Below are 24790 nucleotides of genomic sequence, written 5' to 3'. Positions count from 1 at the left end.
CCGTAAGCCAGATAACCTGAAATCAGGTTCATAGATTATTCATCCAGATACCGAACATGCTGAAAAAAGGCGAGCGCGACTAAATGTTATTCACACCATAAAAATCATATTATCTCATTTAAATTCATAAAGTTACGAGAATAACTCCTATTATCTTCGTTTTCTCGGGAGTACTGTGATCTCAGTCACAATTCTCCGCCGAGCGAGGTCATCAATATCCTTTATTGCGGCCAAAAACATCACGCCATATCGCAACTGACTCTCCGCAATCGGATATAATCAGCAGCCCCGATCCACCGTAACAATATTGATTAAGGAGCGCCATGAGCGATATCGATCTCAGCCCGCCGCAACGCGATCTGCTGCGCGAGAAGCTGTCTAAATACTGCGAAGAGAATTTTGAGCTGGAACTGGAGCAATTTGACGCGGAATTCTTTGTCGACTTTATTGCGAAAGAGCTGGGTCCAATGTTTTATAACGCCGGGATTGATGCGGCCATCGCCACCCACCTTGCGTGGGGCGATCGGATTCAGGAAGAGATGGATCTGAAAAAAGTCTACTAGCGGAAGATCAATAAATACCCACATTAAACAGGGTTATAATGCGACCTCTTTCATCATCTCCCGTGTACGGGGAAGGAAAACCATGCCGCTTATCACCGATCTACCCGCCATTTTTGACCACTTCTCCGCAGCCCGCCAGCAGGGTTTCCTCACGGTCATGGAGCTTAAAGAGCAAAACATACCGCTGGTTGGCACCTACTGCACCTTTATGCCGCAGGAAATTCCGCTGGCCGCCGGCGCGGTGGTGGTGTCGCTGTGCTCCACCTCCGACGAGACGATTGAAGAGGCGGAAAAGGATCTGCCGCGCAACCTCTGTCCGCTGATAAAAAGCAGCTACGGTTTTGGCAAGACCGACAAATGCCCCTACTTCTACTTTTCCGACCTCGTGGTGGGCGAAACCACCTGCGACGGCAAAAAGAAAATGTACGAATACATGGCCGAATTCAAAGCCGTGCACGTGATGCAGCTGCCGAACAGCGCCAGCGATGATGCCTCGCGAGCGCTGTGGAAAGCGGAAATTTTGCGCCTGCAGAAGGTGGTGGAAGATCGCTTTGGTACGCCGATTACCGAAGCCGCCCTGCGCGAGGCGATTATCCTCAAGAACCGCGAACGGCGGGCGCTGGCGAACTTTTATCGCGTCGGGCAGCTCAACCCGCCCGCGCTCAGCGGCAGCGATATTTTAAAAGTGGTTTACGGCGCGACCTTCCGCTTCGATAAAGCGGCGCTGATCGATGAGCTCAACGACATGGCCGATCGGGTACGCCAGCAGTGGCAAGAGGGCAAACGGCTGGAGGCGCGGCCGCGTATTCTGATCACCGGCTGCCCGATCGGCGGCGCGGCGGAAAAAGTGGTGAAGGCCATTGAGGACAACGGCGGCTGGGTGGTCGGTTTTGAAAACTGCACCGGCGCGAAAGCCACCGAGCGCTGCGTGGAGGAGACGGGTGACGTTTACGACGCCCTGACCGATAAATATCTCGCCATCGGCTGCTCCTGTATTTCGCCGAACGACCAGCGCCTGTCCCTGCTCAGCCAGATGGTGGGTGAATATCAGGCGGACGGCGTGGTGGATGTCATTTTGCAGGCCTGCCACACCTACGCGGTGGAATCGCTGGCGATAAAACGCCACGTGCGCCAGCAGCACGACATCCCCTATATCGCCATTGAGACCGACTATTCGACGGCGGATATCGGCCAGCTCAGCACCCGCGTGGCGGCCTTTATCGAGATGCTTTAGGAGCGCGCGTGACCATTACCGTAGGGATTGATTCCGGATCGACCGCCACCAAAGGCATCCTGCTTGAAGACGGCGTGATTCAGCGCCGCTTTCTCTGCCCGACGCCGTTTCGCCCCGCCGACGCCATCGTTGAGGCGTGGGAAACGCTCCGCGCAGGCCTGAGCGAGCGCCCCTTTTTAACCTTAACCGGCTACGGTCGCCAACTGGTGGATTTCGCCGATAAGCAGGTCACCGAGATCTCGTGCCACGGGCTCGGCGCGCGCCTGCTGGCCCCGCAGACCCGCACGGTCATCGATATCGGCGGCCAGGACAGCAAGGTTATCCAGCTGGACGAGGCAGGTAATCTCACCGATTTTCTGATGAATGATAAATGCGCGGCGGGCACCGGGCGCTTTCTGGAGGTGATCTCGCGTACGCTGGGGGCCAGCGTCGAGCAGCTCGACAGCATCACCGACGGTATTGAACCCCATGCGATTACCAGCATGTGCACGGTATTCGCCGAATCCGAGGTCATCAGCCTGCGTTCGGCCGGGGTGCCGCCGGAGGCGATCCTCGCCGGGGTGATCAACGCCATGGCCCGACGCAGCGCCAATTTTATCGGCCGTCTGTCGGCGCAGGGGCCGCTGCTGTTTACCGGCGGCGTCAGCCACTGCGCGGCCTTCGCGCGGAGGCTGGAGGGGCACGTGGGTATGGCGGTGCAGACGCATCCCGACGCGCAGTTTGCCGGGGCGATCGGCGCAGCGCTGATCGGCTTACGTCAGAGGAGCCGCCGGTGACGGAATATCTGTTTTTATTTCACTCAACGGTGGGGGTAGTGCGGATGCGCAAAGCCCTGCAGGCGGCGGGAGCGTCCTTCCGGGTGAAGGACATTCCGCGCCAGCTGCGCGGCGGCTGCGGGCTTTGCATTTATCTGAGCTGTGAGCCGGGCGAAGAACAGAAGTGGATTCTCCCCGGCCAAACGGAAGCCCTGTTTCGCGTCGCCGGGGATGATTATCAGCTGCTGGCTCAGTTTCCGCCGCAGGCGTAACCAGCGCGCGAATCATCGCCCGGCGGCGTACAGCGAGCACAATATCCGGGTTTGTTCCCTCAGCCCAGCAGCTGGCGAACGCAGGATTTAAACACCCGCACGCCATCCGCCAGCGCGGCGCGGTCGAACCGCATCTCCGGATGATGCAGCCCCGGCAGCAGGTCGCAGCCCAGCCCCCAGAACCCGCCTTTCACCTGTGGACGCAGGCGCAGGTAGTGAAAAAAGTCCTCGCTGCCCGGCGTACTCTTCGCCGCCGTTAAGCCGGCTTCGCCAAACGTTTCCCGAATCGCCTGGCTGACGATAGCCGTAGCCTGTTCGTCGATAATCGCGGCGGGCATCTCCTTGACGATCTGGATATCGACGGTGGCGCCATAAGCCGCCGCGCTGCTCTCTATCGCCCGCACCACCCGCTCTTTCAGCGTCGCCATGCCGTCATTTTCCGCGCTGCGCAGATCCCAGCACACGTGCGCTTTCGCCGGCACCGAGTTGGTTACCCCTGCATCGCACAGAAAGCGCGTCGCTTTAGCGCTCCAGGTCAGCGAAGGCGCCAGATGAATCCCGTTTACCGCCTGCACCGCGTGCGACGCGGCATCCAGCGCGTTAACGCCCAGGTGAGGCCGGGCGGCATGCGCGGCTTTGCCGTGGAAATCGACCATCACCGTCGCCGAGGCGGAGTAGTACATCGCCGGCACCGCCTTACCCTTCGGACACTCCTCCAGCGGCCTGAGGTGGAAGCCGAACAGCATCTCCACGTCGTCCAGCACGCCCGCGTCCGTCAGCGCGATCGCCCCGGTGCCCAGCTCTTCGGCGGGCTGAAAGAGTATTTTCAGCTTCCCGCGCTTCACCAGCCCTTCGGCGAGGATCTCTTCCGCGGCGGTCAACACCACCGAAGAGTGACCGTCATGACCACAGGTATGGCGAGCCTCTAAGCGGCCATCGATGATATGGCCCAGCGCATCCATATCCGCCCGCAGCGCCACGACCGGCCCCGGCTTACCGCTATCCAGCAGCGCAACAATGCCGGTGGTGCCGCCGACGTTGCGCTGAACCTGAAACCCCGCGGCTTCTAATGCATCGCCGATGTATGCCGACGTTTTGTGCTCCTCAAAGCCCAGTTCAGGGATTTGATGCAGATAGTTGAAATGCTCTAAAGTTCGCGACACGTCTTACTCCTTGCCTTCTATTATGCAATCACGCGCATGACCAGCATGGCGATAACGGCATTGATAATGCTCACCGCCATCAGCAGCGGCCAATATTTTTTCGGGACATCCGCCACGCCGAGCAGGCGCCCCATGTACTGAAGCTGCGAACCCATGAGGAAAATCGCCGGGATGAGAATCGTGATATCCGCCACGTTGAGGGTGCCTTTGCTCAACAGGCTCACCGCCACGCCGGTTCCCGCAGAGGCGGAAAGCCAGGAGGTCAGCAATACGGTAATGGCTTCACCCGGCAGGCCAAACAGGCCCATCAGCGGCGCGCAGACGTGGCCGATGATCTGCATCACGCCGAGCAAATTCAGCATTTCAGCGATCACGTAGGCCATTAATACATTCGGCATCAGATTGTTGATGGCGATATTAAATCCTTTGCGCGCGCCGATAACGAAAATATCGAACGGGTTACTGCCGACTTTTGCCGAATTATTCATTTTCAAAATCCCTTTTATAAGCGGTATTCAGAACCAGACGCGTGATTGCCGCGCCGACAAATTTCAGCACAAACATTAAAAGCAGCGGAATAATGATAGGAATGGTTAACGAAGCGAAAAGCGCTGAGCCAATCGAGAAGTAGTTATTAATCAGACCGGCGCCGGAATATTGCCAGGCCCCCATAATAACCAGATCCTTACGGTTTATTTTGTCGCTATCATATAGCTCTTTGGTCAGCGCCGCGCCGGCATCGGTACTCTGTAAGTCGGTAATCAGCGCCAGGCCGGTATAACCCGGGATCCCGAGCAGCGGGCGAAGCAGCGGGGTCAGCAGCTTATGCGCCGCGCGGATCGCGCCGTAGTGGGTAAATATCTCCAGCAGCCCCAGCGCCAGCATCACCGTCGGCACCAGCGACAGGGCAAACAGGAAGCCGGCCTTGGCGCTGATGCCGCCGCTGCCGATAAAGGTGTTGGTTTCCGGCGTTTTCATGGTGCCGAACGCGCCGCCGAGGGTGGTAAAGTCAAACGCCCCCAGCCAGGCCATGCCTTCAACCTTAAACAGCAACCCGGAGAAAACTAACAATACGACGATCAGTGAAATCCAGGCTCCGGGCCCGACTTTCCACTCATTTGTCGTTTCGTCGGAGGAACATTCCAACGTTTTATTTTCACTCATACCCTGTCCTCTCACATAATGAAATGTTAGTGCGATTGTTTGCAATTTGAAATTATGTCAATTTATTGTTATTCGAATTTATTATTTTCACTGATAAGCTTTTCCATATTCCCTTAATCAGCATCATCACCATTTCTTATTCTTCAACTCCCCGAGCCTTGCCGCCTTAATAGCGCACCGGGAATAAGCGATGAGAATTTTCCTCCCTGTCAGTTTTTGTCCGAATTACGATTATCTATAACTTGCCGGGATGATAAATACCTGTGAAAGGGTGTTATTGTTGACCACAGGTCAACAAAGGAGCGAGAAACGATGTTGCATGAGAGGCCGATGAGCTATCTGTATGAAGTCGGGATTCAGGGAGGCATTCGCCGGGCCGCCGATATGCTGGGCATCAACCCGTCAGTCATCAGCCGCCAGATAGCGCAGCTGGAACGGGCGCTGGAGCTGCCGCTGCTGGAACGCCAGGGACGAAACGTGGTGCTGACCGAAGCCGGACGTCTGCTGGCGGAGGACTACTTCGAAAGCCGTCAGCGCCGGGAAAAGCTGGAAAGTCACCTGAAGGATTTACGCCATATGCGCGGCGGGACTATCTCGGTGAGGATTGGCGGCGGGCTGGTCACCACCTTTATTGAATCGGTGATGAGCACCTTTGCGCAGTCCTGGCCTAACGTATTCGTGGATATTATTGTCGGCAGCATGCAGGAGATGCTCAACGATATCGCCAGCGGTGAAGCGGATATGGCGGTCGCCTTCGGCCCCATCGGCAACCCGGAGCTTAAACGCCACAGCTTTCAGTGGGGCCCTATCTGCGCCGTGGTCTCGCCACAGCATCCCATCGCTGCCCTGCCCGCCGTCACCATCGATGAGCTCACGCAATATCGCCTGATCGCGCTCACCGACAGCTTTGGCCTGCAGCGCCATATGAACGCCATGTTTAAAACCGCCGGACGGCAGTTTCACCCGGCCTATCGCTGCAACCTCTTTTCCACCGCCATGAGCCTGAGCCAGGCGGGATTGGGGATCTCTTTTATGACCGCATACGCCGCCCGGGAAGCAATAGCCCACGGTATTCTGACCGCGGTCCCCATCGATCATCCCATCGCCAGCAGCGCCCAGTGCCACCTGCTACGCAACTCCGACCGCCGCTTTTCCCCGGCGGCGCATCATATGTGGCGGCTGCTGCACAACGCTTTTCGCGACGCGCAGCGGGCGCTGGCGGCCTGAGCTTATTCGGTCACTACGAATCGGGTTGGCGCAAAGCAGTTCAGCAGCCGATGCATAAGGAAGACCATGGTCAGCGTAACGATCAGCGCCACGGTGACGGAAGTGATGCGGTACAGATCGCTGAACACCAGGTCCTGGTCCGGATGCAGGTTCTGGCCGAACATGATGCCGATGGTGGTAATGCTGGCGAAGCCCACGCCGGCCCCCACCTTCTCCATCACGTGCAGGCGGGCGCTAAACGCCAGGCCGAGACCAATCAGCGGCATCATCAGCACCATATGATTGCTGAAGTCGTAGATAATCAGCTGCACCACCAGGATATAAAGGCAGGCCAGCACCACCCCCACCACGCGCCAGATCGAGCTGATCACCGCGCCGCGATAGTGCATCGGGAACAGAATTAAAATTCCCGCCATCAGCGCCGACAGCGAGTCGCTCAGGTCGCAGACCTGAAAGATCACAAAGATCATTGTCGCCACGCTGCCGGAGAGCAGCGATTCGTGGCGAATACGGGCAGCATCTTTTTCAATGCGCGGCGGCGGCTTGCGCGGTTCAACGTCCGGGATGAAGTAATTAAGCAATGCGCTAAGCGCCACCGCCATCACGCAGGCCTCCATATTGGAGAACATCAGGGTGTGCCAGTTACTGGTGGGATAGCTCATAAAGTTGAGCATCGTGCTTTGACACACCACGCCCATCGACCCCAGCAGAAACAGCGGCCCCTGGCTCATAAAGCGAAAGCGCATCACGTACAGGCCAAACACCACCAGCGTCATAATCACCGGCCACTGCGACAGATAGCCGACGATTAACACCATTTCGACGCAGTTCACCGCTGCGCTGAACACAAACTGCCGCGCCACGTGACGGTTAAATACCGGCACCAGCGACAGCAGCATCAGCGGATAAACCACGAAAAAGACGCCGTACTGTACGTCGTAGAAGGTCGAAATGCTCAGTGCGATAGTGCCGGCCACGGCGATGCGCAGCGTCTGGCGAAAATCGTTCGCCGTGTAGACGATGTTGCCGTGCGGGGTGAAGACCCGCGCCAGGGTATTAATAGACATAGTGCAGGAAGCTCACCAGATGGATCTGCGCGCCGGCGAAGGTGCGGGCGAACGGGCCATCGCTGTTATAAAGCTGTACCGTCGCGCGGGCGCCGGTGGGCAGCGGCTTATCCAGCGGCTCGTCCAGGGCGACGTGAATGCGCATGCGCTGCGCGTCGCGCACCCAGCGGGTGGACTGCTCCGGCTGCGATAGCTGGCCATTGACCTCTTCCTGCCCGGCCAGAATACCGGCATCGCTGCTGGTGACGTGCGCCGGGAAGACTTTCCCCGGCAGCGCATCAAACACCACCGCGGCATCGGTGTTGACGCCGGTGTGGCGCAGGCTCTTCTCGCGGAAATCGGCGACGATATCGGTCTGGTTGCTCACCAGCGCCAGCAGCGGCGTGGCGGCGGTGGCGTACAGACCGGGGTTAAGCTGCAGGTTGCTCACCATCCCGTCAGTCTCCGCGCGGACCTTCGTCCAGCCGAGGTTAAGCTGCGCCTCTTCCAGCGCGTTGCGGTACTTCTGCAGCGTGACATTGCGCCCATCGTCGCGCTCGCCGCGCTGAATCAGCAGATTCTGGATACTGGCGTTGAGCGCGCTGACCGACTGCTCGCTGGTCTGCCAGGTGGTGCGCACTTTATCCAGATCCGACTGAGAGACGTTCTGCATGGTGCTCAGGCGCTGGTAGCGATCGAAGGTCACCTTATCGTTGCGCGCGGTGTACTGGGCGGTGCGCAGGTTGGCGCGGGCAGAGGCGATCTGCGCGTCCAGCTGCTGGTTGCTCAGCTTCGCCTGTTCAAGAGCGATCTGCGCCGCTTCCACTTTATTGATAAACGGCGTCGGATCCAGTTCATAGAGCAGGTCGCCCTTCTTCACCTGGCTGTTGTTGTGCACATAGACATGGGAGACATAGCCGGAGACGCGCGACGAGACCGGCGTGACCACGCGCATCACGGTGGAGTCCGGCGTGAGCGGGATCCAGATATCGGCGACGATAAACCAGGCGAATATGGCCAGGAAGGCGGCAATACTCACCCTTACCCAGCGGGCAAATTTCTGTTCAGGGGTCATCATAGTGTTTTAGATCTTGTTATCTTCTTCGCGGATAGTCCGCAGATTGCAGGCGATTTGATTTAACGTGGCGCTAAAGGCGGCGAGCTGCGCTTCAGGGATAGTTTCGGTGACGCGCTGTTGATAGGTCTCAATCACGCGGTTCAGCTTCTCCAGAATAGCGCGGCCTTCCGCCGTCAGCGTCAGCAGGCGTATGCGTTTGTCATAAGGCGATGTAGAACGCAGCAGATAGCCCTGCTTTTCCAGCTGCGTGAGGGTGCGCATCAGCGGCGGCAGTTCAATGCCCTGCACCTCCGCCAGCTCGCTGACCGAGACGTTATCACCCAGCTGGTGCAGCTGCATCAGCACCGTCCAGCTTGACTGGGTCAGGCCGGTGTCGGTAATGGCAGAATCAATAATCGCGCGCCACTGGCGCACCACCATCGCCATGCGCATCCCCATCGGGCGGCGAGCAAACAGGTCGTCTTCGGTCATCTTTTTTTCCTCACTTAACGGTGAGGAAAATAATACTTATCACGGTAAGTATCAAGAAACGAAGAGTGGATAAGCATGAATTGATAAATTCTGTGAATGTATTATCCCCGGTCGCGCTCACGCTTACCTGGGCTACGGCTCTGCGCGGTCTGGTCGCCCGGACAGGCGCGTCAAGCGCCGCCTCCGGGAAAATCCCCGGTTGCGCTCACGCTTACCGGGGCTACAGTTCTGCGCGGTCTGGTCGCCCGGACCAGGTGCGTCAAGCGCCGCCTCCGGGGAAATCCCCGGTTGCGCTCACGCTTACCGGGGCTACAGCTCTGCGCGGTCTGGTCGCCCGAACAGGCGCGTCAAGCGCCGCCTCCGGGGAAATCCCCGGTTGCGCTTACCGGGGCTACGGCTCTGCACGGTCTGGTAGCCCGGACAGGCGCGTCAAGCGCCGCCTCCGGGGAAATCCCCGGTCGCGCTCACGCTTACCGGGGCTACAGCTCTGCGCGGTATGGTAGCCCGGACGGGCGCGGCAAGCGCCGCCTCCGGGGAAATGCCGGGTAACAAATCGCACTTTTTAATTGATCTGATCCCGACGCAGCCCGACATCTTTTAGCTGTTCGTCGCTCATACGCTGCAATGTTCTGCGCGTTTGTTCGCGAAGCCACCATTTTTTGATTATCCGCGCCAGAAATACGAAGCCGATAAACGGCTGTCTTGCCCGATTCTCGTGAAATTCCATCCTCTACCTCCTCACCTTGCCAGAGGCTTTATCTTCACGGATCCGGGGCCAAACAATACAGATTCACAAAATACTTTTCTTTAACATACAGATTCGCTAAAACGTACAGCAGACCTCATTTTTACCGCCAATCTGTACTGGTTTATTGATCTGTATGGCGACGATCAAGGATACAGCATGACCCGCTATCAACATCTCGCCAGCCTGCTGGCAGAACGCATCGAACAAGGGCTGTATCGTCCCGGCGAAAAGCTGCCGTCGGTACGCAGCCTGAGCCAGGAACACGGCGTCAGCATCAGCACCGTTCAGCAGGCCTACCAGACGCTGGAACAGCAGCAGCTGATCGTGCCGCAGCCGCGATCCGGCTATTTCGTGGCCCCGCGTAAAGCCCAGCCGCCGGTACCGCCGATGTCGCGTCCGGTCCAGCGTCCCGTCGAGATCACCCAGTGGGATCAGGTGCTGACCATGCTCGACGCCCGCCACGATAAATCGATTATCCCCTTCGGCGGCGGCTCGCCGGACGTCACTCAGCCGAGCCTGAAGCCTATCTGGCGCGAGCTGAGCCGGGCAATTCAGCACAACCTGAGCGAAGTGCTGAACTACGACGAGCTGGCCGGGCGTCGCGAACTGCGTGAACAGATCGCCCGCCTGATGCTCGACGGCGGATCGGTGGTCAACGCCAACGACCTGGTGCTCACCAGCGGCTGCCACAGCGCGCTGTCGCTGGCGCTGCTGTCGGTGTGCCAGCCCGGCGATATCGTCGCCGTCGAATCCCCTTGCTACTACGGCACCATGCAGATGCTGCGCGGATTAGGGCTAAAAACCATCGAGATCCCCACCGATCCGGAAACCGGGATCAGCATCGAGGCGTTAGAGCTGGCGCTCGATCAATGGCCGATCAAAGGGGTGATCCTGGTCCCCAACTGCAATAATCCGCTGGGATTTATCATGCCGGATGCCCGCAAGCGGGCGGCGCTGTGCCTCGCCCAGCGCCACGATATCGTTATCTTTGAGGATGATATCTACGGCGAGCTGGCGACCGAATACCCGCGCCCGCGCACCATCCATTCCTGGGATATCGACGGCCGGGTGATGCTCTGCAGTTCGTTTACCAAAACCATCGCTCCCGGCCTGCGCATCGGCTGGATTGCCCCCGGCCGTTATTACGATCGCCTGCTGCAGATGAAATATGCCGCCAGCGGTACCAACGTCCCCTCCACCCAGCTGGCGGCCTGTAACTTTATTCGCGAAGGCCACTATCACCGCCACGTGCGGCGGATGCGGCAGATCTACCAGCGTAATATGGAGATTTACACCTGCTGGCTGCGGGAGTTTTTCCCCTGCGGGATCTGCGTTACCCGCCCGAAAGGCGGCTTTATGCTGTGGGTCGAGCTGCCGGAGCAGGTGGATATGGTCTGCGTCGCGAAGCAGCTGTGCCGCCTGAAGATCCAGGTCGCGCCGGGATCGCTGTTCTCCGCTTCGGGGAAATACCGCAACTGCTTAAGGATCAACTGCGCCCTGCCGCCGACAGATAAACATAAAGAGGTGATGGTGCAGCTGGGAATGGCGGTGAAGGTGGCGATGGAGTGGGCGCCGGAGTGATAAGGCATCGCAAGATGAAAATGGTAATTCCATCATTAACACATTATTTACCTCATTCTTGAGTATTTTTAATGTGTTAGCCATTACATCCTCTCGTCATAACGCTTGATAAAAAAAAGTACAGCGTTATGATTTTGGAAGGCGTCTCGCAAAAATACCTTTTCATCCTCTGCTACACCAGCCACATCCGGCGGGTGAATGCTGCAAGGAGTTCAACCTTTGACAACTCAACAAACAAACTTTGATTTCCTGGCAGAATACGATCCGCTATTGGTTCAAATCACCGCCACCGCAGAACGGCTATTCTCCAGCGATCCCAATACCACGCTGATGAAGCTACGCCAGTTTGGTGAAGCGCTGGCGCAAAATATTGCTGCCCGGTTGAATATTAGCCGGGAAGATAATCCAAACCAGCAAGAGTTGCTCTACAGGTTGGACAGAGAATTACAGTTTGATCCTGCCATCCGTCAGTTATTTCATACGCTGAGAATTGAAGGTAATAAAGCGACGCATCAGTTCCAGACCCGTCACCGTGAAGCGATGGATGCGCTGAAAGTCGCCCGTGCGCTGGCAATTTGGTTCCACCAGACATTTGGTGATGCCGGTAGTCAGTTTAATCCGGGCCCTTTTGTTCCGCCGCATGACCCAAGTGAACAGCTCAATAAATCTCAATCTGCCATCGAACAACTCAAACAAACCTTATTGGCAGCGAACCAAAAGCTAGAATCCAGCGAGCAGCTTCAGAATTTACTTAAACAGCAAAAAGAAGAATATGAGCAGCTGGCTCACGAAATGGATATTGAGGCCAGAGAACAACAGCAATTGCTGGAAATGAGCCAGCAGGATCTGCAAACGCTCCAGCAAAATTATGAAGCGAAGCTCACCGCCTTGCAGGCGCAGCTTGCTCAGCAAACACAGCAAGCCATTACGGCCCAGCGCAAAGAGTTTGGCCGCAAGTCCAGCTATGCCCGCAAGCACATCATTACCGAAGAGCTGACGCGGATCCTGATTGACCAGCAGCTAAATGAATGGGGCTGGCTGGCAGATACTCAGGAAATCACCTGGAAAAAAGGCTCCCGCCCTGAAAAAGGGGTGAACAAAGCCATTGCAGAATGGCCGACCTTTGCCGATGACGAACATGGCAGAGCAGATTACGTTCTTTTCTGCGGGCTCACCCCCGTCGCAACCGTTGAAGCAAAAAGAAAAAACGAAAATGTGGCTGGGAAAATCCCCCAGGCCGAGCGCTACAGTAAAGGTTTTCAGTTTGACGCATCCATGATCCCCGCCTGGTCTGAAGAAGGGCGCATCAAAGGCTGGGAAGATGGTGTGAATAGCGTTTATCAAATTCCTTTCGTGTTCTCTTGCAACGGTCGGCCTTATATCAAACAGTCCGCCGAACACTCCGGCACGTGGTTCCGCGATGTTCGCTCGCCTGACAATACCCGCTATCCACTGGAAAGCTTTATCACGCCAGAAGGTCTGATGGACCGCCTGCATCGTAGCCGGGTGGAAGCAGAAGCCAAATTGCATCAAGAGCCGTTTAGCTATCTTGGCTTGCGTGATTACCAGGTCAACGCGGTTAAGGCCGTCGAGTCCGCACTGGAACAGGGCTCGCGTGAAGTGTTGCTGGCTATGGCGACCGGGACAGGCAAAACACGTACCATTATTGGCTTAATCTACCGCTTTCTGAAGGCCGAACGCTTTAAACGGATACTCTTTCTCGTCGACCGCTCTGCGCTCGGTGAACAGGCGCAGGATGCTTTTAAAGAGGCTTCGCTGGAACAGAACCAGACGCTTTCACAAATCTATAATGTTGCCGAGCTGGGTGATATGGCGGCAGAAGCAGAAACCCGCGTACAGGTCGCCACAGTGCAATCCATGGTCAGCCGGATCTATCGTTCCGGCACGCCGCCTGCGGTAGATACCTACGACTGCATCATCATCGACGAAGCGCACCGTGGTTATACGCTGGATCAGGAGATGACCGAGGGCGAACTCTCTATCCGCGATAACGCCCAATATCTCTCCAGCTATCGTCGGGTGCTCGACTATTTTGACGCCGTAAAAATCGGTCTGACCGCCACCCCAGCCAAACACACCAGCGAGATTTTTGGTCACCCCGTTTATGTTTATTCCTACCGGGAAGCGGTGGCGGAAGACTGGCTGATTGACCACGAACCCCCGGTTCGCTATGAAACCCAGCTCAGCAAATACGGTATTCACTTTGAGATTGGCGACACCGTCAGTGCCGTGGATGCAGAAACGGGGGAAGTCGATACCAGCGAGCTGGAAGACGAGCTGAATTTCGACGTCGATGCCTTCAACCGTAAAGTCATCACCGAAGATTTTAACCGGGTGATCTGCGAAGAGCTGGCGAAAGAGATAGACCCTTCCGGCGATGAAAAAACGCTGATTTTCTGCGCCACGGACGCCCACGCCGATATGGTTAAGCGCCTTCTCGATGAGGCCATGGGCGCGGTCAACCCAGACTTTAATCAGGCCGCGATTGAGAAGATCACCGGCAAGAGCGATCAGGTCAGCAAGCTTATCAAGCGTTTCAAAAACGAACGCTACCCCAGCATTGGGATCACCGTGGATCTGTTAACCACCGGTATTGACGTTCCGGCGATCACCCATCTGGTGTTCCTGCGTCGGGTAAAATCACGCATTCTGTACGAGCAGATGATCGGCCGCGCCACCCGGCGCTGCGACGATATCGGTAAAACCGTCTTCTGGATCCACGATCCGGTGGATATCTACGCCACGCTTCAGGATGTGAACACCATGAAGCCGCTGGTGAAAAACGCGGGCGTCAGCATCGAGCAACTGGTTGAAGAACTATCGAATGACGATGTGCTGGAAACGGCGCTGAACAATCCGGGCGATAGCCCAACGGAAACGCAGGCGGATAGCTTGCTCAATCAGCTCAGCCAGAAAATTATGCGCGTCCTGCGTAAAGCGGAGAAAAAGGCCGAAAAACGCCCGGAAGTCCGCAAAAAGCTTAATGAACTGGAGGAACTCTGGGGCGTGGAGCCAAAGCAATTGCATCAGCATCTGCATAAGCTTGGCCCGCAGCAAGCCTCGGCGTTTCTCAAGCAGCATCGCAGTCTGATTCGTCAGTTAAGCGATGTCGGTACCCTGCTGGGCAGCGAGTACCGCCCGGTGATTTCAGACCATGATGATGAACTCATCAGTAAAGAGCAGACCTACGGGCGCTACCAGAAACCCGCCGACTACCTGCAAAGCTTTAATGAGTTTATCTCCACGCAAATCAACCAATCCGCAGCGCTGTCGGTGGTGATTAACCGTCCACGCGACCTGACACGTGAGCAGTTAAAAGAGATCCGTCTTTTGCTGGATGAAGCGGGCTACAGCGAGGCTAGCCTGCGCTCGGCGGTGCGAACCCAGAGCAGCCAGGATATCGCCGCCACCATCATTGGGCATATCCGCCAGGCCGCGCTCGGTGAACCGCTTATTCCGTTCGAGGAACGCGTGAAGCTAGCGCTGGACAAAATCTATGCCCAGCATAGCTGGAGTAAATTACAGAAACGCTGGCTGGAACGGCTGGCAAAACAGCTGGTCCATGAAGTGGTGCTGGATAAAAACTTCGTAAATCATCTGTTCTCCGCCGACGGCGGAACGAAGAAGCTCAACAGCCTGCTGGACAACCAACTGGACACCATTCTCGATCAGATGAGCGATGCATTGTGGGCACCAAAATCCGCCTGATCGTGATACCCTTCCCCATCATTTTTTGACAGACAGGCCGGGTAACCGGCCTCAACCGGAATAGCTATGAGTAACAACGAAATCGTTCAGAAACTCTGGAATCTTTGTGACGTCCTGCGTGACGATGGCATCAACTACAGTGATTACGTCACCGAGCTGGTATTACTGTTGTTTATCAAGATGGTGCACGAGAACACCGAAGCGGAAACGCTGGATAAACACATCCTGCCAGAAGGGTGCCGCTGGAGCGATTTAAATAGCAAATCCGGTCTTAACCTGCTGAACGACTACAAACAAATTCTGCTGAAACTCTCTACCGGTAAAGACGCCGAAGGCAAACTGGTCCACGCCGACCCGCTGATCACCGCAATTTATGCCGACGCGCAAACGCGCCTACGCGAGCCGCGCCACCTGGAGCAGTTGATCCGCTCGCTGGATCAGATTGACTGGTTTAGCGCGCAGAAAGACGGTCTGGGCGACCTGTATGAAGGGCTGCTAGAAAAGAACGCTGGTGAAACCAAGTCCGGTGCCGGGCAGTACTTTACCCCGCGTGCGCTGATCAACAGCATGGTGCGCTGCATCAAACCGCGGCCGGGCGAAGTGATTCAGGATCCTGCCGCCGGTACTGCGGGCTTTTTGATTGCCGCCGATCAGTACATCAAGGCCAACACCGACGATCTGTACGATCTGTCGGACAAAGAGCGCGTATTCCAGAAGAATAAAGCCTTTATCGGCGTTGAGCTGGTGCCATCTACCCGCCGTCTGGCGCTGATGAACTGCTTGCTGCACGGAATGGAAGGCGATGAAAAAGGCGTGGTGCATCAGGGCAACGCGCTGGGCATGGCCGGACAGTCGCTGGCGAAAGCCGATATCATTTTAGCCAACCCACCGTTTGGTACCTCCAAGGGCGGAGAAGCCAGTATTACCCGCGATGACCTTACCTATAACACCAGCAATAAACAGCTGGCCTTTTTGCAGCATATTTACCGCAACCTGAAGCCGGGCGGTCGTGCCGCCGTTGTGCTGCCTGATAACGTGCTGTTCGAAGCCGGGGTCGGTGCCGACGTGCGTCGCGACCTGATGAACAAATGCAATCTGCACACTATTCTGCGTTTGCCGACCGGGATCTTCTACGCGCAGGGCGTGAAAACTAACGTGCTGTTTTTCACCAAGGGCACCGACGCCGATAAATACCAGGAAGAAAACTGTACCGAAAATGTCTGGGTGTATGATCTGCGTACCAACATGCCGAGCTTCGGCAAGCGCACGCCGTTTACCGAGCAGCATCTCAAGCCGTTTGAAGAGGTATTTGGCGACGATCCTCACGGCAATAGTCCACGCAGCGAAGGCGAGTGGAGCTTTAACGCCAGCGAGATTGACGTGGCCGACAGCGCAGAGAACCAGGACACCGAGCAGCACCTGACCACCAGCCGCTGGCGCACATTCAGTCGCGAGTGGATCCGCACGGCGAAATCCGATTCGCTGGATATCTCCTGGCTGAAGGATAAGGACAGCATCGACACCGACAGCCTGCCGGAGCCGGACGTGCTGGCGGCAGAAGCGATGGGCGAGCTGGTACAGGCGCTGGGCGAGCTGGATGCGCTGATGCGCGAGCTGGGCGCGGGCGATGAAGCGGATGCACAGCGCCAGTTACTGAGTGAAGCGTTTGGTGAGGTGAAGGCATGAGTGAGGGGAAATTGCCGGAGGGGTGGGTTGGCTCTAGTTTAGGAGACGTGCTTGATGTTAATAGCGGAGTAGGTTTCCCGATAAAATTCCAAGGAAAAAAAAGTGGTGATTATCCTGTATATAAAGTAAGTGATATATCATTGGCTGTAACTAAAAATAATGGAAATTTAATTACCGCAGGGCACTTTATATCTAAAGAAGAGGCCATAGAGCTTAAAGGTAAAATATTCCGTCTAGGTTCCACTGCTTTTGCAAAAATAGGTGAGGCTGTTAAATTAAATAGGCGGGCAATAATTCAATCACCTGGTTTAGCTGATAACAATGTAATGGTTATCAGTGCAGTACTACATGAAATGGATAAATTTATATTCCATTTCATGAATACTATAGACCTTTCAGAACAGGCTAGATCAACTACCGTACCTTCCATCAGGAAAGGAGATATAGAAAATATACAATTGGCTCTCCCTCCGATCTCCGAACAAAAAATCATCGCAGAAAAGCTCGATACGCTGCTGGCACAGGTAGATAGTACCAAAGCACGTCTTGAGCAAATTCCACAAATCCTGAAACGTTTTCGTCAGGCGGTGCTCTCTGCTGCCGTAAGTGGGTTGCTGATTGATTCAAATAAAAGAAAACACCATCCATTGTGTAGTGAATGGCAGTGGGCAGACTTACCATCAACCTGGGATGTTCACAAATACTCTGAACTTGTTGATAGTAGACTAGGAAAAATGCTTGATAAAGCTAAAAATGTTGGCTCTGCAACAAAATATCTTGGGAATATAAATGTTCGCTGGTTTGGTTTTAATTTAGAAAACCTTCAAGATATACTAATCTCAGATATAGAGCGAAGAGAATTATCACTCGAGCCAGGTGATGTTCTAATATGTGAAGGTGGTGAACCTGGTCGATGTGCTATATGGAGTGAACCTCAGGATACACCTGTTATTTTCCAAAAAGCATTACATCGAGCTCGTGTAAAAGAAAAAATCATCCCAGAATGGTTAGCTTATAATTTGAAAAATGATTCAAATAACATTAGCTTATCTCAGCTTTTTACAGGAACTACAATTAAGCACCTCACAGGAAAAGCACTGGCAAATTATCCCATCAGAGTTCCTCCATTAGACGAACAACACGAAATCGTCCGCCGCGTCGAACAACTCTTCGCCTACGCCGACACCATTGAAAAGCAGGTCAACAGCGCCCTAACCCGCGTCAACAGCCTTACTCAGTCGATCCTGGCGAAGGCCTTCCGCGGCGAGCTTACCGCCCAGTGGCGTGCCGAAAACCCTAATCTGATCAGCGGTGAAAACAGCGCCGCCGCCCTGCTGGAGAAAATCAAGGCCGAACGCACCGCCAGCGGCAGTAAAAAAACCACGCGAAAAAAAGCCTAACTGTTATTTTTAAGCGCATCTGACCGATGCGCTTTTATACACTTCATCCTTCAAGTTGCCTCGGCGTTAGCTGCGCTCGCTCACCCCAGTCACGTACTTATATACGCTCCAGGGGACTCGTTATTTTGCCGCCTTGATGCAGTTAAAATGATTTTGTGCATATTATTTTTCGTAACTATAAACATCAAAAATATATCCTGTCCTTTCCTGTACATTCCCATTACAGTCTATTTTCAGCTGGACTTTTCCTTTATTTACTGATGATATATACAGGTATTTAACGCGATATAGCCGTGCGGGAACACGGCCATATCGCTAATCACAATCCCTATTGAAAAGGAATAGAGACCATGACTACCCCGCATTCTATTGCAGAATTCACCGATCCAGAAGTCTCCCCGGAAAATAACCGTAAAGGCACCGTCAGTTACGCGAGCCGCTTTGAAGATCATCAGCATATCCCGGCGATTATCATGAAAGGCCAGTGGCTGGAAGCTGCCGGTTTTGCCACCGGTGCCAAAATCGATATCAAAGTAATGGAAGGCTGTATCGTGATTACCGCGAAGCAGCCGGAGCCGGAACTGGTAGAGTCGCTGCGCCAGCTGCATAAGCTGTCGGCGCGCAAGCAAAAACAGGTTCAAGCGTTAATCGGCGCGATCGCCGGGCAGAAACGTAAGCTGGCCTAAGCTAAATTCCCCGGCGGCGCTGCGCTGACCGGGGCTACGGGGTTCCGGCCGTCTGCGGGCCGGTAGCCCGGACAAGGCGCGTCAAGCGCCGCCTCCGGGATTTCTCTTCTCACGGCACCTAAAACCCCATAATGCGCTTATATCACCGCATATTTTAAAATCATACTGCCGCACGCTGCAGCGTAATATGCTGGATAATAACCCCATAACAGTAAACAATTAGCGAATGACAACTAAAGACAATATAACAAAAAGTTTTTTGCTAAATAACCAGCATATAAGAAAACCCCACCAATATATCTAACCGCCTGATTCACCAGCAAATATATACCATTTATTTTTGAAAAAACTGACCTGATTGCCTTCCCATAATAATCCCGATACATTCACTCATTCCCTATACGGGAAACTCTAAATATAAAAAACACAACAATATAACCGGGATGAATGTCATGAAAATAACCAAAGATCGGGTGGTTTACGCCATGTCACGGGATAACGCTCCTGTCGCTACCGTCAGCAGCAGAAGTGAAGTGCTGTTCGAAACCTGCGACTGCTTCTCCGACCAAATCACCTCCGCCGATGCCGTGTTTAACGAACTGGACTGGCAGCGCATTAACCCGGCGACCGGGCCGGTGTACGTCGAGGGCGCCGAGCCGGGCGATGCGCTCAAGGTCACCATCAAACGCATTACCCTGAGCAGCAATCAGGCGGTGATGGTCACCGCGCCGCAGCTGGGGGTGATTGGCGACGAGCTTGATGCCCCGAAGGTCACTATCGTGCCCATTGAGAATGACCATGCCGTGCTGCCCGGCAACGTGCGCGTGCCGCTCAACCCGATGGTCGGCGTAATCGGCGTCGCGCCTGCCGGGGAAGCCATCTCCTGCGGCACGCCGGATAGCCACGGCGGCAATATGGACTGCAAAATGATTACCGCCGGCAGCACCCTATGGCTGCCGGTCAACGTTCCCGGTGCGCTGTTCGGGCTTGGCGATTTACACGCCGCGATGGGCGATGGTGAAGTCTCGGTCTGCGGTCTGGAAATCCCCGGCGAAGTGCTGGTCGAACTGACGGTGGTCAAAAACCGCAAGCTGCCGCTGCCGATGCTCGAAAACAGCGAGACCCTGTTTACCCTCGCCTCGGCGCTGACCCTCGATGATGCCGCCGCCCTGGCCACCCGCAATATGGCGCACTTTATCGCCGACAATACCTCCCTGGCGCTGGCTGAAGCGATCAGTATTCTGAGCATCGCCGGCGACCTGCAAATCTGTCAGGTAGTCGACCCGCTGAAAACCTGTCGTTATGCCTTACCGAAATCAGTGGCTGAACAGCTCTCCCTGAGCATCGAAGGGGAGCAGGCATGAGCGTCGAACAGTTTGGCTATAAGCAGGAGCTGCACCGGGCGCTGACGTTCCGCGACCTGCTGGTCTACGGCATGATTTTTATGGTGCCCATCGCGCCGTTTGGCGTCTTTGGCTACGTCTGGGACGGCGCGCAGGGCATGGTGGCGCTGGCCTATCTTATCGGTATGGTGGCGATGTTCTTTACCGCCATGAGCTACTGGTCGATGTCGCGCGCGTTCCCGGTTTCCGGCTCGGTATACGCCTATGCCCAGCGCGGTATTCATCCCATTGTCGGCTTTTTTGCCGGCTGGCTGATCCTGCTGGACTATATTCTGGTGCCGTCGCTGCTCTATATCGTCAGCGCGGCGGCGCTGGCGCCCATGCTGCCGGGCGTGCCGGGCTGGCTGTGGATTGTCGGCTTTATCGCGATTAACAGCCTGATTAACCTGCGCGGCATTACCTTTACCGCACGCGCCAATAACACGATTCTGATCGCGGAGATCGTGGTGCTGTCAGTGTTCGTCGTGCTGGGGCTGATTGCGCTCTACTCCGGCGCCGGGGCGGGCCATCTGACCCTCGACCCGCTCTACAACGCCGATAAGTTCAGCCTGCCGCTGGTGATGGGCGCGGTCTCCATCGCCGTGCTCTCGTTCCTCGGCTTCGACGGGATCTCCACGCTGTCGGAGGAAACGAAAGGCGGCGTAGATACCGTGGGTAAGGCGTCGCTGGGCGCGCTGATGCTGGTCGGTTCGCTGTTTATCCTGCAGACGTGGATTGCCGCCGATCTGGCGCAGGGCATGACGTTCAGCAGCCTCGATACCGCCTTCTACGATACCGCGAATCTGGCGGGCGGCGGCTGGCTGAAGTATGTCACCATGTGGTCGACGGTGATCTCCTGGGGGATCGCTAACGCCCTGGTGGCGCAGGCCGCCGTGTCGCGCATTCTGTTTGCGATGGCGCGCGACAAGCAGCTGCCGCAGCTGCTGGCGAAAGTGCACCCGCGGCTGAAAACGCCTTACGTCAGCACCCTGTTTGTGGCGCTGATTTCGCTGGCTTCCGGCCTCTGGTTCTACGGTGATATCGATAACCTCAGCCGGCTGGTGAACTTCGGCGCGCTGATGGGCTTCCTGGTGCTGCATATCGCCGTGATAAACCATTACATCATTCGTCAGAAATCGCGCAATCTGGTGGTACACCTGCTGTTCCCGGTGGTGGGGCTGTGCATTATCGGCTTTGTTATTTATGAAATGGACGCGCAGGCCAAGGTGCTGGGGCTGAGCTGGCTGGCGGTTGGCGTGGTCTATTACCTGCTGATGCGCCTGGTGCTCAAGCGCAATGTGGAACTGAAGCTGGAAGGCTAACGCGATTTATCTCCCCGGCTCGCGCTGCGCTTAGCCGGGCTACAGGTTCCCAGCCGTCTGCGGGCCGGTAGCCCGGAGAAGGCGCGTCAAGCGCCGCCTCCGGGGTAATCATGAGGCAGGCTATTTCTTGTTAAGATCGCGAATCATCGCTTCTCTTAAGATCGCATTCAGTCGCGTTTGATAACCTTTCCCGGGACGTTTAAGCCACTCCATAATATCGGCATCAATACGGACAGAAGCCTGAGTTTTTAGCGGTCGGTAAAATTTACCGCGTACGGCATCTGACCACTGTGCGTCGTCTGTGGCGGGAATACCGCTATAATCGATTTCATCATCCGTTTTGTTGGCCAGCGCTTTAAGCTCATCGTCTCGCTTAGCCGTAAGCGTATCCGGATTGTCACGTTTATGTTTAACCATGTTCATAACGATTTCTCTCTTTGCTGTCCGCCTTCCGGGCGCTGATAATACGAATGACCTCTGTTCGACTTTCAAAACGGACCGAATGCGCAACCATGATAACAATGACCCCATGAACGAGACCGATAGTTTGCCAGCGATATTCACCATTCTCATAACGATCCTGTCGGGAAAGATGCCGGGGATCGTCAAAGACGAGCACCGCTTCTTCAAACCGGATTCCATGTTTTCTTAGATTACTTCTTGCCTTGTTCGCATCCCATTCAAACTCCATTGGCATCATATTCATCCTGATTGTATATACAAAAAAGTATAGACAATTATCCAGCGATAATACTCTCAACGTTGGAAAAAACTTCACATTTTTAAAGCAGGAATTGTAAAGGATGTTCCCGGCTCACGCTGCGCTTAGCCGGGCTACAGGTTCCCAGCCGTCTGCGGGCCGGTAGCCCGGACAAGGCGCGTCAAGCGCCGCCTCCGGGAAACCGCGCGCAATGCAGCTTCAGACTGTTCTCCCGGTGGCGCTGCGCTGACCGGGCTACGGGTTCCCGGCCGCCTGTTCGTCCTCGCCAAAAAACACCATACCTTTATAGGGCTGCTTCCGGCACGCCGCCAGGCGCTGGGCGAGATTGCCAACGTGCAGCTCCAGCTTGTGGCCGTCCGGGTCGAGAAAATAGTGCGACGCGCCTTCGCTTTTATTGGTTTTCCATACCGGGACGCCAGCCGCATTCAGGCGCCCGGCAAAAAGCGCGAAATCCGCCTCCGCAATGCTGAACGCGTAGTGGGTGTAGTCGCTCTCCTCCGGCGAAATGACGCGCCGCTGCGGGTCCAGCGACAGGCACAGCCAGAGGTCGCCGCAGGAAAAATATGCGCCGTTATCCCAGCGCGCGCGCAGCGTCATCCCCGGAAGCTGCTGATAAAACGCCACGCTCGGCGCCAGCTGGCTGACCGCCAGGGTCAGATGATTTAATCCGCTTAACATGGCTTTTCCTCTAATGACGTTACGATTTGCTGGCGCAGCCACCGGTGCGCCGGATCGCGGTGCCAGCGCTCGTGCCACAGCATCAGCATCTCAAACCCGGCGACCGCCAGCGGCGGTTCAACCACCGTCAGGCCGCCAGCGCCACGCACCAGCCGCTCCGGCAGCACCGCCACCAGCTCGCTATTGCGCAGCGTCTCCAGCATAAACAGGAAATGTGGCACGGAAAGGACAACCCGCCGCGCCAGCCCGAGATTCGCCAGCGCGCTATCGGTCGCGGCGCTGAATCCACCGCCGTCCGGGGAGACAATCACCTGCTCCAGCTGGCAGAACTGCGCCAGGCTTAATGGCGACCGCAGCGCCGGATGCCCGGCCCTGCCCGCCAGCACGTAGCGTTCGCGGAACAGCAAACGCTGATGCAGCCCGGGCGGCGCGCCGTCTCGCGTGTGAAAAAACAGATCCACTTCGTCGCGATCCGCCTGCTGTACCAGCCGCGCGGGCTGTAGCTCAAACAGCGCCAGGCGGCTGGCCGGAGAGGCGATGCGCAGGGTATTGAGCACCGGCAGCAAAATCGCCGACGCCATATAGTCCGTCGCCGCCACCCGCCAGGTCTGCGCCGCCGTGGCCGGGTCGAAAGGCTGAACCGGCGCTACCGCCAGCTCCAGCGCCAGCAGCGCATCGCGCAGCGGCCCGCGTAGTTCATCGGCGCGGGCGGTGGGCTGCATACCGCGCGGCCCCGGCAGCAGCAGCGGGTCGGCGAAAATCTCCCGCAGTCGCGCCAGCTGCACGCTGACCGACGGCTGCGACAGGTTGAGGCGCTGCGCCGCGCGGGTGACGTTATTTTCGCTGAGCAGAACGTTCAGCGTGCGCAGCAAATTGAGATCCAGCCCCTGGAGATTAATCATCACTATACCTGTCATTGAAGTAATTCATTTCTACTATAGCGTCGCGGACTCTACTCTGCAGCTCTCCATTGCTCAGAGGTGATTTCAATGAAAATACTACTGGTTTACGCCCATCCTGAACCGCGTTCGCTTAACGGCGCGCTGAAAGATTTTACCGTGCAGCATCTGCAAAACGCCGGCCACGACGTACAGGTGTCCGATCTCTACGCCATGCGCTGGAAGGCGGGATTGGATGCCGATGACAGCAGCGCCCCGCCGGTCGGTGAAAGCTGGCGGGCAACGCGGGATTCGCAGTACGCCTTCGCTAACGGCACGCAAAGCGCGGATATCGCGGGCGAACAGGAGAAGCTGCTGTGGGCCGATACGGTGATTTTTCAGTTCCCGCTGTGGTGGTTTTCGCTGCCCGCCATCATGAAGGGCTGGATTGATCGGGTCTACGCTTACGGCTTTGCCTACGGCGTCGGCGAGCACAGCGAAACCCACTGGGGCGATCGCTACGGCGAAGGCACGTTCGCGGGGAAACGGGCGATGCTGGTCGTTACCGCCGGCGGATGGGCGGAACACTACGCGCCGCGCGGAATTAACGGGTCTATCGACGACATCCTGTTCCCCATTCAGCACGGGATGCTGTTCTATCCCGGCTTTGAGGTGCTGCCGCCGGTGGTGTTCTACCGCACCGACAAACTCGATGCACAGCGCTTCGCCACGCTGCGCGAGGCGCTGGCCCGGCGGCTGGATACCCTCTCCGAAACGCCGCCCATTCCCTTCCGTCGGCAGAATCACGGCGACTATCAGATCCCCTCTCTGAACCTGCGTCCGGAGCTGGCGCCGGGAGAAAACGGCCTCGCTATCCACGTGAAGCCTGTGTGAATCTCGGTGGGTGATATTCGCGGCGCGGCGAATATCACCACAATTCATAAGGTGAACTGTGAGCCTCCACGCAATAACGTCATCCCGTCCCGCTGCGCCCCTTCGCATATTG

24 protein-coding genes are annotated in these 24790 nt (G+C 56.2%); 13 read left to right on the top strand and 11 right to left on the bottom strand.

Annotated elements, in window-relative coordinates; genetic code table 11:
- Positions 1-323: 323 nt before the first annotated feature.
- The 4 genes from F8562_RS16555 to F8562_RS16540 all read left to right on the top strand — a co-directional run bounded on the left by F8562_RS16555 (position 324) and on the right by F8562_RS16540 (position 2824).
- The gene (locus tag F8562_RS16555; protein WP_009652824.1) at positions 324-563 is read left to right on the top strand and encodes a DUF2164 domain-containing protein; all 240 of its coding nucleotides are present in this window, start codon (positions 324-326) and stop codon (positions 561-563) included.
- A gap of 82 nt (positions 564-645) precedes the next feature.
- On the top strand, positions 646-1797 hold the full coding sequence (locus tag F8562_RS16550) for a double-cubane-cluster-containing anaerobic reductase (protein WP_089046411.1): 1152 nt from the start codon (positions 646-648) through the stop codon (positions 1795-1797).
- 8 nt (positions 1798-1805) lie between these two features.
- Positions 1806-2573: a putative 2-hydroxyacyl-CoA dehydratase activator YjiL gene (gene yjiL / locus F8562_RS16545; protein ID WP_014837323.1), complete on the top strand. Its 768-nt coding sequence runs from the start codon at positions 1806-1808 to the stop codon at positions 2571-2573.
- Positions 2570-2824, top strand: coding sequence for a DUF3343 domain-containing protein (locus tag F8562_RS16540; protein WP_014227770.1), 255 nt, complete (start codon positions 2570-2572; stop codon positions 2822-2824). The genes yjiL and F8562_RS16540 overlap by 4 nt, the downstream gene beginning before the upstream one ends.
- Positions 2825-2883: 59 nt before the next feature.
- Here the strand turns inward: F8562_RS16540 and F8562_RS16535 are convergent, their stop codons facing one another.
- From F8562_RS16535 to F8562_RS16525, 3 genes are read right to left on the bottom strand one after another with little or no spacing between them, the layout of a single operon-like run.
- Positions 2884-3987 (bottom strand): M20 peptidase aminoacylase family protein, encoded by a 1104-nt coding sequence (locus F8562_RS16535; protein WP_014837322.1) that lies wholly within the window; start codon positions 3985-3987, stop codon positions 2884-2886.
- 20 nt (positions 3988-4007) lie between these two features.
- Positions 4008-4475 (bottom strand): YjiG family protein, encoded by a 468-nt coding sequence (locus F8562_RS16530; protein WP_004128539.1) that lies wholly within the window; start codon positions 4473-4475, stop codon positions 4008-4010.
- On the bottom strand, positions 4468-5151 hold the full coding sequence (locus F8562_RS16525; protein WP_014227768.1) for a nucleoside recognition domain-containing protein: 684 nt from the start codon (positions 5149-5151) through the stop codon (positions 4468-4470). The genes F8562_RS16530 and F8562_RS16525 overlap by 8 nt, the downstream gene beginning before the upstream one ends.
- A gap of 312 nt (positions 5152-5463) precedes the next feature.
- Between F8562_RS16525 and F8562_RS16520 the strand changes: the two genes are divergently transcribed.
- Entirely contained in the window at positions 5464-6378 is a 915-nt protein-coding gene (locus F8562_RS16520) for a LysR substrate-binding domain-containing protein (RefSeq protein ID WP_004098266.1), read from the top strand.
- 2 nt (positions 6379-6380) lie between these two features.
- On the opposite strand, the gene F8562_RS16515 is transcribed toward F8562_RS16520, so the two are convergent.
- From F8562_RS16515 to F8562_RS16500, 4 genes are all read right to left on the bottom strand, one after another.
- Entirely contained in the window at positions 6381-7445 is a 1065-nt protein-coding gene (locus tag F8562_RS16515; RefSeq protein WP_004098265.1) for a DUF2955 domain-containing protein, read from the bottom strand.
- Positions 7435-8502 (bottom strand): HlyD family secretion protein, encoded by a 1068-nt coding sequence (locus tag F8562_RS16510; RefSeq protein WP_004098264.1) that lies wholly within the window; start codon positions 8500-8502, stop codon positions 7435-7437. Before F8562_RS16510 ends, F8562_RS16515 begins: the two co-directional genes overlap by 11 nt.
- A 6-nt stretch (positions 8503-8508) precedes the next feature.
- Positions 8509-8973 carry a MarR family winged helix-turn-helix transcriptional regulator gene (locus tag F8562_RS16505; protein WP_014227766.1) on the bottom strand — a complete coding sequence of 155 codons (465 nt, stop codon included), beginning with the start codon at positions 8971-8973 and terminating at the stop codon, positions 8509-8511.
- A 562-nt stretch (positions 8974-9535) separates the two neighbouring features.
- A complete protein-coding gene (locus F8562_RS16500; RefSeq protein ID WP_004098259.1) occupies positions 9536-9700 on the bottom strand; it encodes a DUF1127 domain-containing protein in 165 nt (54 codons plus the stop codon).
- Between the two features lie 177 nt (positions 9701-9877).
- Here F8562_RS16500 and F8562_RS16495 point away from each other — a divergent pair, with 177 nt between their 5' ends.
- The 7 genes from F8562_RS16495 to F8562_RS16465 all read left to right on the top strand — a co-directional run bounded on the left by F8562_RS16495 (position 9878) and on the right by F8562_RS16465 (position 21507).
- A complete protein-coding gene (locus F8562_RS16495; protein WP_014837320.1) occupies positions 9878-11302 on the top strand; it encodes a PLP-dependent aminotransferase family protein in 1425 nt (474 codons plus the stop codon).
- 219 nt (positions 11303-11521) lie between these two features.
- Positions 11522-15031 carry a type I restriction-modification system endonuclease gene (hsdR, locus tag F8562_RS16490; protein ID WP_014837319.1) on the top strand — a complete coding sequence of 1170 codons (3510 nt, stop codon included), beginning with the start codon at positions 11522-11524 and terminating at the stop codon, positions 15029-15031.
- 66 nt (positions 15032-15097) lie between these two features.
- Entirely contained in the window at positions 15098-16717 is a 1620-nt protein-coding gene (locus tag F8562_RS16485; RefSeq protein ID WP_014837318.1) for an N-6 DNA methylase, read from the top strand.
- Positions 16714-18117: a restriction endonuclease subunit S gene (locus tag F8562_RS16480; protein WP_089046410.1), complete on the top strand. Its 1404-nt coding sequence runs from the start codon at positions 16714-16716 to the stop codon at positions 18115-18117. Before F8562_RS16485 ends, F8562_RS16480 begins: the two co-directional genes overlap by 4 nt.
- 350 nt (positions 18118-18467) lie before the next feature.
- Positions 18468-18803, top strand: a complete 336-nt coding sequence (symE, locus tag F8562_RS16475; protein ID WP_014837316.1) for an endoribonuclease SymE — start codon at positions 18468-18470, stop codon at positions 18801-18803.
- A gap of 452 nt (positions 18804-19255) precedes the next feature.
- A complete protein-coding gene (locus F8562_RS16470; protein WP_014837315.1) occupies positions 19256-20167 on the top strand; it encodes an acetamidase/formamidase family protein in 912 nt (303 codons plus the stop codon).
- The gene (locus F8562_RS16465) at positions 20164-21507 is read left to right on the top strand and encodes an APC family permease (protein ID WP_004128506.1); all 1344 of its coding nucleotides are present in this window, start codon (positions 20164-20166) and stop codon (positions 21505-21507) included. Before F8562_RS16470 ends, F8562_RS16465 begins: the two co-directional genes overlap by 4 nt.
- Positions 21508-21627: 120 nt before the next feature.
- On the opposite strand, the gene F8562_RS16460 is transcribed toward F8562_RS16465, so the two are convergent.
- From F8562_RS16460 to F8562_RS16445, 4 genes are all read right to left on the bottom strand, one after another.
- The gene (locus F8562_RS16460) at positions 21628-21930 is read right to left on the bottom strand and encodes a BrnA antitoxin family protein (RefSeq protein WP_014837314.1); all 303 of its coding nucleotides are present in this window, start codon (positions 21928-21930) and stop codon (positions 21628-21630) included.
- Entirely contained in the window at positions 21917-22204 is a 288-nt protein-coding gene (locus F8562_RS16455) for a BrnT family toxin (RefSeq protein ID WP_094909487.1), read from the bottom strand. Before F8562_RS16455 ends, F8562_RS16460 begins: the two co-directional genes overlap by 14 nt.
- Positions 22205-22462: 258 nt before the next feature.
- Positions 22463-22906, bottom strand: coding sequence for a FosA family fosfomycin resistance glutathione transferase (locus F8562_RS16450; protein ID WP_014837312.1), 444 nt, complete (start codon positions 22904-22906; stop codon positions 22463-22465).
- Positions 22900-23808 (bottom strand): LysR family transcriptional regulator, encoded by a 909-nt coding sequence (locus F8562_RS16445; RefSeq protein WP_014837311.1) that lies wholly within the window; start codon positions 23806-23808, stop codon positions 22900-22902. Before F8562_RS16445 ends, F8562_RS16450 begins: the two co-directional genes overlap by 7 nt.
- Positions 23809-23895: 87 nt before the next feature.
- Here F8562_RS16445 and F8562_RS16440 point away from each other — a divergent pair, with 87 nt between their 5' ends.
- Positions 23896-24678 (top strand): NAD(P)H-dependent oxidoreductase, encoded by a 783-nt coding sequence (locus tag F8562_RS16440; protein WP_014837310.1) that lies wholly within the window; start codon positions 23896-23898, stop codon positions 24676-24678.
- The last annotated feature ends 112 nt before the right edge of the window (positions 24679-24790 follow it).

It is taken from the genome of Klebsiella sp. RCJ4 (assembly GCF_009025755.1).
Lineage (GTDB): Bacteria > Pseudomonadota > Gammaproteobacteria > Enterobacterales > Enterobacteriaceae > Klebsiella > Klebsiella michiganensis.
The sequence above is the reverse complement of the archived record's forward strand: the minus strand, read 5'-3'. Positions and strand labels throughout refer to the sequence as shown.